Source organism: Microbacterium sp. SCPM-O-B-15248 (M128), from assembly GCF_058214835.1.
This window is the reverse complement of sequence record NZ_JBYQLI010000009.1, coordinates 60,468-73,531: the sequence shown is the minus strand read 5'-3', so window position 1 is coordinate 73,531 and position 13,064 is coordinate 60,468. Positions and strand designations below refer to the sequence as shown.

Genomic DNA, 13,064 nt, shown 5'->3' with positions numbered 1-13,064 from the left:
GCCCCGGTCTTCGGGTGACCCTCAGAACACTAGCGAGGTGCCCCCGCGCGTCACATCCGGGCGTAGCGCGCCCGGGCGAAGCAGAACAGCCCGTAGACGACGAGCCCCGCGCCGACGAGCCACAGCACGACCTGCCCGAACGGCAGTCCGGCCAGTGAGCGCAAGGCCCCGTCGAGCCCGGTCGCGGCGTTCGGGTCGTGCGTGAGCGCCGCGACGACGAACAGGATGCCGGCGACACCGACGGCGATGCCCTTCGCGACGTAACCGACCGTTCCGAAGACCCGGATGCCACGCCCCGCGGGCCCGCTCGGAACGGACAGGTTCTTCAGGAAGGCGCGGGTGATCCCGCGGACGACGAACGCGACTCCGACCGCGGCGACGGCCAGCCCGACGACGACGAGCAGGAAGACGCCGCCCGGTGCCGCCAGCAGACTCGCGCTCAGGTTCTGGGTGGACTCCGAGGATTCCGAGCGACCACCCATCGCCGCCGTGAACGCGGTGCCGGCGATCGCGGCGTACGCGACCGCCGTACCGACGTACTTCGCGCGGGAACCCCAGCGCTTCTTGGCATCCGGGTTCCGCTCGACGATGGCCTCGCTGATCTGCCAGATCGCCAGGGCGACGAGACCGACCATGACGACCCAGAGCAGCAGCAGACCGGCGGGAGCGGATGCCACCTGCTGCAGAGCCCCGGACTGGTCGGCGCTGTCGCCCGCTCCGCCCGTGGCGATCGCGATGGCGATCACGCCGATGAGCAGGTGGAGGAGTCCGAGCACGACGTACCCGACGCGTGCGGCGACGCGGAAAGCGGTGGAATCCTGTGCCTTGTCGGCCGCTGCGCTGGCGGAAGTCATCCGTGCACCGTATCGCTCAGGCCGTGGCGGCCGCAGCCCGTTGCGCTCGCCGCTCTCTCGCTACTTCGACGGCCGCCCAGACGAGTGTGGCGACGGCGACGCCTTCGAGCATGCCGGCCGTCACGTCCGACAACCAGTGCGCGTGCAGGTACGTCCGGCTCCACATCATCAGGACGACCCAGAACACTCCCCCCACCCACACCCACCGTCGTCGGAGGATGAGACCGAGCGTCACCACGATCGTCGTGGCCACGGCCGTATGGCCGGAGGGGAACGACGTAGCCACGGTCTCGGCGAGCGAATGGGTGGGGCGCGACCGCGCGATGACCGCGGCCATCGGTGCCCCGATCGCGACGACGAGGGCGATGGATGCCGCCACGTTGAGCGCATCCCAGGGCCGACGGCGCACCAGGAAGACGATCGTGGTGGCGACACCGATGAGGATCATGCCGATCGTGCCGCCCACGATCGCCGGCACCCACGCGATGATCACGCCGACGGGCGAGGCCAGCGAGGACATCGTGCCGTCCCACGCCGCGTCGATCGGTAGCGGCGCGGAGTTGGACAGGGCGACGACGAGCCGCAGCGTGACGAAGAGCACGGTGGCCACGACGCCGACGACCAGCGCGTGGGCATGGCGCGCGTCCGGGTCGACGCGCGAGGCCGGCGCAACGGTGTCGGCAGTGGCGTCGTCGGCGGTGGCGTCCATCCTGAGAGCGTGCCACTTCGCACGTCTGCGAGGCGGGGATTGCGCAGACCGTTTCGTGGTGTCGCCGTGGGGGTGCATGGCGTGAGGGTGCATGGCGTGGGCGCGGACGCCGCGCCCGTTGGCCCGCTCAGAACGGTGTCTGTTCGTGTTCATCGGCGGCGGTTGGTGGTGGTGGGGCTGGGTCGTCGGGGAGGAATCTGACCGCGGGTGGGTAGGGGAGGGGTTCGTCGGTGTAGACGCGTCCCGTCGGAGAGGTCCACTCGAGGACCCCGCCGGGGAGTTGTCGGACTGTCCAGCGGGTGAATTGTTTCTGGGTGTGGTGTCTCTGGCACAGGTGCGCGAGGTTTCGCACGTCGGTGGGTCCGCCGAGCGCCCAGTCATGGGTGTGGTCGACTTCGCAGCGGGTGGCGGGGGCTGTGCAGCCGGGCCAGCGGCAGTGGCGGTCGCGGGCGCGGAGGTGCCGGTCGATCGCGGTGGTGCGCTGGTAGGTGTCGGTGCGGAGGACGGCTCCGGTGACGGGGTGGGTGATGACCCGGTCCCAGGGCAGGGTGGTGGCTTCGGCCAGGGCGCGGGCGGTGCCGACGTCGATGGGGCCGTGACCGACGAGGTCGGCGGGGTCGAGGTTCTCGGTGCCGGGACGCAGCATCGTCAACGCCGGGACGACGACCTGCACCCGCGCGCGGATCGCGCCGAGGGTGCCGGGGCCGTCGTCGCTGCGGGTGGGGTCGGCGTCGGGTGCGGCAGTGAGGAGCAGGTCGGCGAGGATATCCGCCCGCACCTGGTCAGCCGTCCGAGTGTCGGGCGCGGGAGTCGTCACGGTCTCCGCGCGGTCACCGCGTTCGTCGCCGCCCGCGCGGCCGTCCGCGCGTGCACCCGCAGGCGCATCACCGCGTGCGGCGTCTCGGCGCATGTCGATGATCGCGGCGCTCTGCTGCACGAGCCGGTCGTAGATGCCGACTGCGAGCACGGTGGGTAGCGTCGCGATCAGGTCGGACATCCCGTCCTCTCCGGCGACCACGCGCACGCACCGGGTGTCGCGGCCGCGGTGGTGGCGTTCAGTGAGGGTCGTGGGCTGCAGCGACTCGGCCAGGGCGGCCAACCGGGTCTTCAACCGTCCGGGGCTCAACCCGTCGGCGGTGGCGGGTCAGCGCCCCCGCCTCCCATGCGTCGAGCGTGGTCGGGAGATCATCGGCGAGGGTCAGCGCCTGACCGATCTGCGCCTGCACGCTCCGGTCCGACAGGTTCGAGGCCGCCGCGATCTCGGACGCCACCTCCCGCAGCGCCATCTCCGCCGCCTTCGCCGACGCCCGCACCCCCGCAGACGCGTCGAGCGCGAGGTGCCCCGCCCGGGCCAGCGCGCGCACGCGTCGGGCTTCGGCGGAGGCGAGTTCGGCATCCATTCCGCGCACCTCGACCAGCACCGAGGAGAGGGCCGAAGCCCCGTCATCGGGTGGTGTCGGAGGGCGATCGAAAGACATGCATGCATGCTAACGAGGGCCTCCGACATCCAACCCGGCCCCAGAGGCAATATGGGGACAGTTCCCCCGCAGCGCATGGTGTGGAGGAGGGGTGCCCCACCCTTCGCCAGCCCGCACACCTCGGAGCCGCCGTTCAGTCCTCGCGGAAGAGGATGGGCGCTTCGGCGAGGGGAAGGCCCGACGCGCGGATCGCGGTCTCGACGGCCGCGGCATCCTCCGGGTCGCACCGAACCTGGGTCTTCGCGACGCCGTCGATCGGTGTGCCCCCGCCGGCGCCGTCCCAGAAGGTCGTCACGCCGTAGTCGTCGACGAGGGTGCGCAGCAGGGCGGCGTAGGCCGGAGCGTCGCCGGGCGCCACCACCGCGGTCAACATCGGTCCGCTGATCTCGACCTCCGCGTCGGGGTCGACGCCCGCGGTCCACCGCAGCTCGTCGGCCGCCTCGACGAGCGGCACCATGCCCGCGACATCGCTGCCGACGTCGAACAGGTCGGAGAACGACAGTCGCCCGTTCTCCCAGATCGCGGCTTGGATGCTCCGACCCGGGGCGAGCGCGTCGAGGGCGTCGACCGTGGCGACGAGATCGAGCCCGAAGTCGGGGCAGCCCGGAGACGGGGCGGACGCCACGGGATCGGCGAACACCGACACCTCCGCGTCCGACGGTGTGCGCACCGCGAGCCCCCACATCACGGGGTCGGGGTAGCCGCTCGAGCAGGCGGTGTCGAGGAGCGACGGCAACGCGGCCCGGTCGAGCGTGACCCGCATCGACGACGTCGGATTCGCGAACGTCGGAGCCTCCACCCATCGCTCCTTCTCGACCGTCTCGACGCCGGGCAGGGCGAGGACCTCGGTCTCGAGGGCATCGAACTCGGCAGTGGGACGATCGAAATGGGTCTCGTCGACCATCCAGCCGAACAGGACCAGCCCGCCGACCCCGATCCCGATGAGCGCGACGGCGCCGACGGCGATTCCCACGATTCCCGCTCGCGAGAGCCTCCGCGGTGCGGCCGTCGTCGTCATGCGGACCTCCCTGGGGGATGGGGCGTCGCGCACACGATACGGGGTGTCGGCATCCGTGAGGTGGACGACGGGGGAACGGACGGACCGCCGCGTCCCCTATGACGCGTGCGCCCTCGTCCACCGGCACGAAGTCGGCGGTGTGGTGCGCGAAGGAGTTTGACAGGGCGACGAGCAGCCGGATCGTGACGACAGCACGGTGGCGAGGACCCCGACGAGGAGCGCGGGCGCGGCGGCCGTCGGGGACCCTCGCCGCCAGGCGGGCCTTCGGGCGGGTCGGGGCGTCGTCCGAAGTGGCAGCCATGCCTTGATCGCGGCAGGTGCCGACCCGCGAAGGGGACCGCTTGCGGGCGGTCAGGGAGCGATGCCGATGTACTTCTCCTCCAGGTACTCCAGGATTCCTTCGCTCGACCCCTCGCGCCCCAACCCGGATTGCTTCATCCCGCCGAAGGGCGCCGCCGGATCCGACAGCACGCCCTTGTTGACCCCCACCATGCCCGCCTCCAGACGGAGAGCGGTGCGCAACGCGATCGCCTCCTCACCGAAGACGTAGGCGATCAGTCCGTAGATGGTGTCGTTCGCCATGCGCACCATCTCGTCGACGTCGTCGACCCGGACGACGGCTGCCACGGGTCCGAAGATCTCGGTGCTGTTGATCGTCGACCCGTGCTCGACGCCCACCAGGAGCGTCGGCGGGTAGAAGGCACCGGAGTCGGAGACCTCGCCCCCGAGCGCGATGCGCGCGCCCTCGCTCCGGGCGGTGACGACGAGCTCGGCGACCTTGTCGCGCTCGGCGACCGAGACGAGAGCGCCGAGGGTGTTCTCGCGGTCGAGGCCCCTGCCCCAGGACACCGCGGCCAGTTCGGCCTCCAGCTTCGCCACGAACTCGTCGTGCACCGAGGAGTGCACGTAGAACCGGTTGGCCGCGGTGCACGCGGAGCCCCCGTTGCGCATCTTGGCGAGCATGGCGCCGGTGACCGCTTCGTCGACGTCCGCCCCCGGTAGCACGAGGAACGGCGCGTTCCCGCCCAGCTCCATCGAGGTCGACACGACGGTGTCGGCGGCCTCGTGCAGCAGCAACCGGCCGACTTCGGTGGATCCGGTGAACGAGAGCTTGCGGACGGCGGGGTGATGCACCATGTGCGCCACCGCCGGACCCGTGGGCACCGGCGTGACGAGGTTCACCACGCCGTCGGGAACGCCCGCCCGCGTCAGCACATCGACGATGTACGCCGCCGTCAGCGGCGTCTCGCGCGCCGGCTTCAGCACCGTCGTGCACCCCGCCGCCAGCGCCGGCGCGAGCTTGCGCGTCGCCATCGCCGCGGGGAAGTTCCACGGCGTGATCAGCAGCGACACGCCGATCGGTTCGCGGGTGACGAGGATCCGCTTGTCCCCGTTCGGCGACAGGCGGAAGTCCCCCGGGACACGCACGGCCTCCTCGGCGAACCACCGGAAGAACTCCGTCGCGTATGCGGCCTCGGCCGCCGCGTCCGCCCACGACTTCCCGTTCTCACGCACCATGACCTCGGTCAAGGCATCCTTCTCCGCCGTGAGGATGTCGAACGCGCGGCGAAGGATCTCCGACCGGGCCCGCGGGGTGGTCGCCGACCACTCCGGCAAGGCGACCGCGGCGGCATCGACGGCCGCGGTGCAGTCGTCGAGCGTGGCGATCGCGAAATCCGCGATCGCCGAGCCGTCGGCCGGGTCGAGCACGGGGAAGGTGTCGCCACCGCCGCCGGGGCGCCACGCCCCGCCGATGAACAGATCGGAACGGTAGTCCATGGTTGTCACTTTCTGGGTCAGACGAGACGAGAGCGGTCGCCGTCGTAAGCGGCGTCGAGGATGCGCTGGAGGAGGTCGGGGGTCGCCTCCCGGCTGGCGAGCGCGGCCAGTCGGGTCACGCCGGCGGCGAGCTGCGCGATCCGGGGCAGCTGCGCCCGCGTGACACCCAGGTCGGCGAGCGAGGCGGGCAGCCCGATGGCGTGGCAGATCGCAGCCAGACGGTCGATGGCGGCCTGAGCGTCGTCCGCTTCGGACCCGCTCGCGACGTCGAGGGCGACGGCCATCTCCGCGAGCTGGGGCGACGTCTCGGCGCGGCACGCCTGCAGCACGTACGGCAGCATCAGACCGGTCCCCAGGCCGTGCGGCGTATGGGTCATCGCTCCGATCGGGTATTGCAGCGCGTGGGAGAGATGCGTTCCCCCCGACCCGAACGCGAGGCCCCCGAGCAGACTCCCCCACGCCATCTGCTCGCGCGCCTCGCGGTCGGCGCCGTCCGCCACCGCGCGCGGAAGGGCACCCCCCATCGCCCGCAGGCCGTCCAGCGCGAACAGCGCGCTCATCCGGTTGCGTCCGACGAAGATCGGGAGCCGCTCCGCCCACTCCGGCTCACGGCAGACCGCGGTGAAGGACTCCGCGCAGTGCACGATCGCGTCGATACCCGAATACGCCGTCACCCGCGCGGGGACGCCCGTCGTGAGGTCCGGGTCGACGATGGCCACACGGGGGACGAGAGCGGCATCCGACACCCCCACCTTCAGCTCGCGTTCCGGATCGGACACCACGGCGACGGGCGTCGCCTCCGAACCCGTGCCCGCCGTCGTCGGAACGGCCACGATCGGCAGCACCGGTCCGCGCACCCGGTTCTCGCCGTAGTAGTCGGAGAGAGGGCCGGGCTGGGACAGCAGAAGCGCCACGAGCTTCCCCAGGTCCAGGGCGGACCCGCCCCCGTATGCCACGACGACGTCCGGTCGCCAGCCGCGCGCGGCCTCCGCGGCGGCGACGACATCGTCGACGGGCAGTTCCGGAACGACATCGGCGTGCACCCGGACCGTGACCCCCGCCCCCTCGAGCGCGGCGAGCGACTCGGCGAAGGAATCCGTCGTGGCCAGGAACGGGTCCACCACGACGAGCACGCGCCCACCGAGCCCGGCGACGGCCGCGGCGAGCGAGGCTCGCGCTCCCCTGCCGAAGTGGATGGCATCCGGTGCCCGCACGACTCCGTGGGCGGAAGCGACGTGATCATGGGCGCTCACGCGGTCATCCCCCCTTCGACGGGAAGCACGACACCGGTGGTGTGACTCGACCGGTCGCTGAGAAGCCACGCCGCGGCGTTGGCGACCTCGACCCCGGTTCCGATTTTGTGCAACGGCATCGTGGCGAGGCGCCTGTCCATCGCGTGCGGGTCGTCGGCCAGCATCGCGTCGATCATGGCCGAGCGGGTCGGGCCGGGCGCGACGGAGTTGACACGGATGCCGAGGCCGCCGTTGTCGTGCGCGGCGCTCCGGGTGAGCCCGATGACGGCGTGCTTGGTCGCCTGATAGGCGCCGAGACCGGTGTTCCCCTTGTAGCCGCCGACGCTGGATGTCGTCACGATCGACCCGAACCCCTGGGCCCGCATGACGCGGAGTTCTTCGCGCAGACAGAGCCACATGCCCTTGACGTTGACCTCCATGACGCGGTCGAAGTCCTCCTCCGAGACCTCGTGGAGGAGCCCGAGCTGGCCGATGCCGGCGTTGTTGAAGGCACCGTCCAATCGTCCGTAGCGGGACACGGTCTCGTCGACCATCAGGGCGACGTCCGCCGGCGACGTCACGTCACCGACCACGAGGTGGACCTCGTGTCCCTCGGAACGCAGGTCGTCGGCGATCTCCTCGAGGGCGTCGGCGGACCGCGCCGCCAGCACGAGCCGCGCACCCTCCTCCGCGAAGACGCGCGCGGCCTCGCGTCCGATACCCGTGCTCGCACCGATCAGGAGCACCGCTTTGTCGTTCAGCAATGGTGTGTTCATCAGGTTCTCCTCCGTCAGTCTCGGAAAGCGAGCGGCTCGGCCCGATAGGGGGCGAGGTCCTCTCGCTCGGTGCGGGTCAGCTCGCGCGGTCGATGCCCCGCGATGTCCATGATCACCAGGGTCGTTCGAGCACGCGCGTACTCGAGGGCGGTGTCGTCGGAGAGCAGGCGGCAGTCGATCGTGAGCGATCGGGTGCCGATCCGGGACAGCCACGCCTCGGCGCGGACGCCACCCCCGGTATAGGGCATCTCCGAGGTGTACTCCACGCGCTGCGCAGCCGTCACGGTGAAGGTCCCCCTCCCCAGCACCGCGAGTGCCGGCGCCCGTCCCGGGGGTGCCTGCGCAGGCTTGTCGGGCAGGCCGAACAGGCGGATGCGGGCCTCTTCGACGAGTCGCGCCACGGCGACGTTGTTGACGTGCCCGTACTGATCGGTGTCGGCCCAGCGCACCTGCAGCATCGTGCTCGGGATCACCGGCGCACCGTCCTGCCGGCGTCGACGGCCGCCTTCGCCGCCGCCCCCAGCAGACTCGCGTCGTTGCTCATCATGGTGAAGTCGAACCCGGTCCGCACCGCCGATTCGACCGAAGTCGCTGTCGCCCCTCCGGCGTTGCCGATCGGCACCCCCGCCGCGTGTGCGGCGCGGACGACACCGGACACGAGATCGACCACCGTCGCATCCGTCTCGGAGCGCCCCAGACTCGTCGAGAGATCGGCTGCGCCCACGAGCAGAGCGTCGACGCCGTCGACCGCCGCGATCGCGCCCGCCGCGGAGGCCGCGTCCGCGCTCTCGATCTGAGGGATCAGCACCACTTCTTCGTTGCCGTACCGGAGATACTCCTCGCGGGACAGTGCGCCCCAGGCGCCGGCCCGGCTCGTCGACCCCACTCCCCTGCTCCCGCGCGGCGCGAAGCGCACCGCGGACGCCGCCGTGCGGGCATGCTCCACGGTGTCGACGTGGGGAAGCATGATGCCTTCGGCGCCGGCGTCGAGCACGCGTTGCACGATGCCTCCGTCGAGCGAAGGCACGCGGACGATCGGGGCGACCCCGGTCAACAGCGCGATTCCGATGTGCCGGTGCATCGTCTCGAGGTCCATGGCGGAATGCTCGAGGTCGATCACGGCGAAGTCGAAGCCCGCGAGGGCGACGAGCTCCATGCTCTCGACGGCGGGCAGCTTGACCCACGTCCCCAACGGCAGGGCGTCCTCGCGTGCGAGGGCGGCACGGAACAAGCTCCGTCTCCGCATCGCGCTCATCAGTACCCCTCCGGGATGCCGAGCCCCGGCCGCGCCGGGTAGTCGGCGGCGTTGAGGACCCAGCCCGACGCGGAGAAGTCCGCGCGCGGCGGCGAGAAGATGTCGATGAGCTGCTGGTGCGGCCCGACGCCCTGCGTCGTGTGCACGGTGGGCGGGGGGATGACGCAGATCGACGGCGTGGCGATCTCGCGGCGCTCGTCCGGACGCCACCGGGTCGAGTCGGGGCCCCAGGGGTAGCGGATGTGGTGGACGAAGCGCCCCTGGACCGCGAGCGAGATCTGCTCGAAGTCGTCGTGGAAGTGCGGGGACAGCTTGCGCGGATCACGCGGCTCGGGCTCCTCGGCCAGGAAGTTGACCATGAGGTTGGAGGTCCGGAAGATGCGCCCGAAGCGGCCGGGCGCGATCGGGGTGTCCGCGAGGCGGTACACCCGCAGGCGATAGCCGTCGACCGGATCCGGCCACTGCCCGAGCGGCGCCGCGCGCAGGTCGGGTTCGGCGTACGCGTCCGCGTTCAGCGCTGCGGTGCGCAGATCATCGGCGACGACCGAGAAGAGTCGGATGAGGATTCCGTCCTCGAGGATCTCGATCGCGGAGTCGCCGGGCGGCACCACCACGAAGGCCTCCTCATCGATCTCGGCGGCATCCGATCCGGCACGCACGCGCAGCGGCGCGCTCCCGGAGTACTGCAGAACGGCGTACTCGTCGGGCTGGTGGACACGGGGAAAGACGTCGCCGGCTTTGGCGGTGGTGTACGCCACCACGAGCGTCGCGCTGCGCGCGAGCCACGTCCTGCTCCCCCGGGGCGTCGTCTCGGACGGTTCCCGGGTGAGGAACTCGATCCACTGGGACGCTTTGATCGGTGTCGACGGGTCGACCTCGACGGTGGGGGCGGTCTTCTCGAGCGTCGAACGGATGTCATCCGCCGCGTATTGCTTGTGCATGGTGGTCCTGGATGTCTCAGCGGTCAGAGGGTGACGCCGGCCGCGCCCTTGAGGGCGAGCATGCGGCGGGCATCGTCGGGGGTGGCGATCTCGCTGCCGAGGTCCTCGACGACGGCGCGGATCTTCTGGACCTGTTCGGCGTTGCTCCGGGCCAGTCGTCCTCGGCCGATCCAGAGACTGTCCTCGAGCCCGACCCGCACGTGTCCGCCGAGCCAGGCCGAGTGCGTCGCGAATTGCATCTGCGCGCGCCCCGCCGCGAACGCGGAGAAGAAGTACTCGTCCCCGAACAGCTTGTCGGCGATGCGCACCATGTGCTCGAGGTTGGCGTGATCGGCTCCGATGCCGCCCAGGATGCCGAAGACCCCCTGGATCATGAACGGCGGTCGGGCCAGACCCTTGTCGACGAAGTAGGCGAGCGTATAAAGGTGTCCGATGTCGTAGCACTCGAATTCGAAGCGCGTGCCGCGCCCCTCACCGAGTTCGCGCAGCGTCTGCTCGATGCGGTCGAAGCTGTTGATGAACGGGTGGCTGTACGTGCCCAGCACGTACGGCTTCTCCCAGTCGTGCTTCCACGTCGTGACCTTGTCCGCGATGCCCGAGTACACGAAGTTCATCGAGCCCATGTTCAGACTCGCCAACTCCGGGGCGAACCGGTTCGCCCCGGCCAGCCGCTGTTCCATCGTCATCTGCGACGATCCGCCGGTCGTGATGTTGATGACGACATCGACCTGCTCGAGGATCCTGGGCACGATCTGCTCGTAGATCTCGGCCTCCCAGGCCGGGCGCCCGTCGGGGTGACGGGCGTGCAGGTGGATGATCGCCGAACCCGCGGCAGCGGCCTCGAGGGCGGCCTGCACCACCTGATCGGTCGTCAGCGGTAAGTGGTCGCTCTGCGAGGGGACGTTGACGCTGCCGGTGACGGCCGTGGTGATGATCACCTTCTCCGCGATGCGCACGGGGTGTCCTACGCCTTGCCCTGCGGGGCACCCGACCACGGGAGGACGCGGCTGCCGGTCTGCTTCTCCGGCTCGGGCGAGTCCTCGAGGCCGAGGAGGTAGGCGGGGTTGTGCACGATCATGCGGCGGATGTCCTTCTCCGAGACGCCGTGATCGAGGAGCGCCTGCACCACGTAGAGGTAGCCCTCTGTGGGGGGCGGATTGTCACGCTGGCCGAGATCGGAGTCGATAACGGTGCGCTCGGGGCCGATCCGATCGATCCAGTCCAGGAGTCGGGAGATCGGCCATCCGGGCGCTGGGACGCCCGGATGGTACATGGACATCTCGTGCTCGACGTAGGCGCCGTAAGAGAGGATCTCCTCCACGTCGTGCCCGTCGGCGCCGATGATGAAGTCGGGGTGATGCAGGAGGAGTCTCTTGACACCGTTCTCCTGCGCGGTCGCGAACCAGGCCTTCTGCGACTCGACGTCGAGGTGACCGCCGGTGAGGAGGATGTCGGCCTCGGCGACCAGCTGCGTGACGCGGATGCTGTCCGCCGAGACGTCGCCGTTCGCGTCGAAGATCGATTCCTCGCGCTCCTCCAGGTCGGACCCCGTCGTGGGGAACCCGTCGTCGTGGCTGTGCGCATCGATGTGCTGCTTGGCCGACACCGTCGGCGCCCACACGGCACGTCCGCCCATCTGGATCGCGACGGCGACGGCCGAGGGGTTGATCCCGCCCACTTCGGAGTTGAGCGCGACACCTCCGTAAGCCGGCGTCGGGGCGTCGCGCAGGAGATCGCGCATCGCCAGCAGATCCATCACGGTGTTGTGGTGGTGCGACTTGATCAGGATCGCGCGCATTCCCAGTCGCGCCGCATCGTGCGACGCCTCGACGTGGTTCAGTCGTCGGGGGAACGGGCTGGGGCCCGAGTGGGTGTGCAGATCGACGGCGCCGTCGATGACCTTCAACAGCGCCGCCGTCGGCGCAGTAGCCGTGTAGGACGGAGTGGCATGTGCGTCTGACGTGGACATCGGACGACCTCCCGTTCGTATTGTGAGTAGTGGCGTTCACGATATGACACACATTCCGGTTTGTCCACTGTGGATGTCGGCGGTCCGAAAAGCGGGATTTCCCCTCTTGACACCTCTGGCGCCCAGGCCTAGCGTTCATAATCTGAATGGTTCGCCTGTAATGCGAACGCAGTGATCACTCGATGAGGAGGTGGGCATGGATCTCGACGTCATCGGCGACGCGGTGGCATCCCCGACGCGGAGCGAGAGGATCGTGCCCCCGTCCGGGAACCCGATCCCGACCGCGCACCCCGCTCCCGACGAGGAGACCCGATCGCCGCTTCCGGATGCCGAGAGGGGGGCGATCCAGTCCATCGACCGGGCCTCGGCCGTTCTCGCGCTCCTGGATCAAAACACCCGCGCCCTGACCCCCGCGATGGTCGCGGAGCGCCTCGGCCTCAACCGGTCGACCGCGCACCGATACCTTCAGTCCCTGCAGGGAGCCGGATTCCTCGACGCCGGTTACGGCCTGGGCCCCCTGTTCGATCAGCTTGCCGCACTCATCTCGGGGCGCCAGCAGATCCTCGGTATGGCCCCCGCGATCATGCGCGAGCTCTCCGACGCGACCGAGTCCACGTGCGTGCTGAGCCTTCTGGGAAGGACGGGGGCGGTCGTGACCCTCGTCGAGGAGGCGCACCGGGGCACGATCATCCTCACGGTGAGGGTCGGCACGAACCTCGAAGTGCGCGCGGCGCAGTCCCGCGTCCTCCTCGCCTTCCAGAGCGACCCCGAGATCGTCAGCCGCGCGCACTCCGGCCTGGGGCTCAAGGAATCGGCGCACGAAGCCGCCGAGCTGTCCCGCGTGCGCAAGGACCGCCTCGCCTGGGGCGATCTGGGGCGCGTCGGGCTGTCGTCCGTGGCGGCGCCGGTTTTCGGCGCGCACGACACCCAGGCAGCCCTCGCCCTCATCGGCACGAGTGCGATGCTGCCGCCCCGGGAATCCGGATCGCCGAAGGTCCGGCTGCTTCGCGACTCCGCCGACCGCCTCAGCACACTTCTCGCCCCATGAGCCGT

Annotated in this window: 14 protein-coding genes; 1 reads left to right on the top strand and 13 read right to left on the bottom strand. The window is 70.4% G+C overall.

Annotated elements, in window-relative coordinates; translation table 11 throughout:
• Nucleotides 1-50: 50 nt before the first annotated feature.
• The 13 genes from AC3E6M_RS14540 to AC3E6M_RS14480 form a co-directional block, all read right to left on the bottom strand.
• Complete coding sequence (locus tag AC3E6M_RS14540; protein ID WP_138173100.1) at nucleotides 51-854, bottom strand: DUF1206 domain-containing protein; 804 nt, start codon at nucleotides 852-854, stop codon at nucleotides 51-53.
• A 16-nt stretch (nucleotides 855-870) separates the two neighbouring features.
• Nucleotides 871-1,563 carry a phosphatase PAP2 family protein gene (locus tag AC3E6M_RS14535; RefSeq protein ID WP_138173102.1) on the bottom strand — a complete coding sequence of 231 codons (693 nt, stop codon included), beginning with the start codon at nucleotides 1,561-1,563 and terminating at the stop codon, nucleotides 871-873.
• Between the two features lie 127 nt (nucleotides 1,564-1,690).
• On the bottom strand, nucleotides 1,691-2,560 hold the full coding sequence (locus AC3E6M_RS14530; RefSeq protein ID WP_490530348.1) for an HNH endonuclease signature motif containing protein: 870 nt from the start codon (nucleotides 2,558-2,560) through the stop codon (nucleotides 1,691-1,693).
• Between the two features lie 58 nt (nucleotides 2,561-2,618).
• The gene (locus tag AC3E6M_RS14525) at nucleotides 2,619-3,041 is read right to left on the bottom strand and encodes a hypothetical protein (RefSeq protein ID WP_490530346.1); all 423 of its coding nucleotides are present in this window, start codon (nucleotides 3,039-3,041) and stop codon (nucleotides 2,619-2,621) included.
• 133 nt (nucleotides 3,042-3,174) lie between these two features.
• Nucleotides 3,175-4,059 (bottom strand): hypothetical protein, encoded by an 885-nt coding sequence (locus tag AC3E6M_RS14520; protein WP_490530345.1) that lies wholly within the window; start codon nucleotides 4,057-4,059, stop codon nucleotides 3,175-3,177.
• 351 nt (nucleotides 4,060-4,410) lie between these two features.
• A complete protein-coding gene (locus tag AC3E6M_RS14515) occupies nucleotides 4,411-5,838 on the bottom strand; it encodes an NAD-dependent succinate-semialdehyde dehydrogenase (protein WP_490530343.1) in 1,428 nt (475 codons plus the stop codon).
• A gap of 17 nt (nucleotides 5,839-5,855) precedes the next feature.
• Nucleotides 5,856-7,091 carry an iron-containing alcohol dehydrogenase gene (locus AC3E6M_RS14510; protein ID WP_490530342.1) on the bottom strand — a complete coding sequence of 412 codons (1,236 nt, stop codon included), beginning with the start codon at nucleotides 7,089-7,091 and terminating at the stop codon, nucleotides 5,856-5,858.
• Entirely contained in the window at nucleotides 7,088-7,846 is a 759-nt protein-coding gene (locus AC3E6M_RS14505) for an SDR family NAD(P)-dependent oxidoreductase (protein WP_490530341.1), read from the bottom strand. Before AC3E6M_RS14505 ends, AC3E6M_RS14510 begins: the two co-directional genes overlap by 4 nt.
• 14 nt (nucleotides 7,847-7,860) lie before the next feature.
• Complete coding sequence (locus tag AC3E6M_RS14500; protein ID WP_490530340.1) at nucleotides 7,861-8,319, bottom strand: acyl-CoA thioesterase; 459 nt, start codon at nucleotides 8,317-8,319, stop codon at nucleotides 7,861-7,863.
• A complete protein-coding gene (locus tag AC3E6M_RS14495; protein WP_490530339.1) occupies nucleotides 8,316-9,101 on the bottom strand; it encodes an HpcH/HpaI aldolase family protein in 786 nt (261 codons plus the stop codon). Before AC3E6M_RS14495 ends, AC3E6M_RS14500 begins: the two co-directional genes overlap by 4 nt.
• Nucleotides 9,101-10,042: a cupin domain-containing protein gene (locus AC3E6M_RS14490; protein ID WP_490530338.1), complete on the bottom strand. Its 942-nt coding sequence runs from the start codon at nucleotides 10,040-10,042 to the stop codon at nucleotides 9,101-9,103. The genes AC3E6M_RS14495 and AC3E6M_RS14490 overlap by 1 nt, the downstream gene beginning before the upstream one ends.
• A gap of 23 nt (nucleotides 10,043-10,065) precedes the next feature.
• The gene (kce, locus tag AC3E6M_RS14485; protein ID WP_138173118.1) at nucleotides 10,066-10,998 is read right to left on the bottom strand and encodes a 3,5-dioxohexanoate:acetyl-CoA acetone transferase; all 933 of its coding nucleotides are present in this window, start codon (nucleotides 10,996-10,998) and stop codon (nucleotides 10,066-10,068) included.
• Nucleotides 10,999-11,006: 8 nt separating this feature from the next.
• A complete protein-coding gene (locus AC3E6M_RS14480) occupies nucleotides 11,007-12,011 on the bottom strand; it encodes a DUF6282 family protein (RefSeq protein WP_212743473.1) in 1,005 nt (334 codons plus the stop codon).
• Nucleotides 12,012-12,207: 196 nt separating this feature from the next.
• Here AC3E6M_RS14480 and AC3E6M_RS14475 point away from each other — a divergent pair, with 196 nt between their 5' ends.
• The gene (locus AC3E6M_RS14475) at nucleotides 12,208-13,059 is read left to right on the top strand and encodes an IclR family transcriptional regulator (protein WP_138173120.1); all 852 of its coding nucleotides are present in this window, start codon (nucleotides 12,208-12,210) and stop codon (nucleotides 13,057-13,059) included.
• Nucleotides 13,060-13,064: the final 5 nt, after the last annotated feature.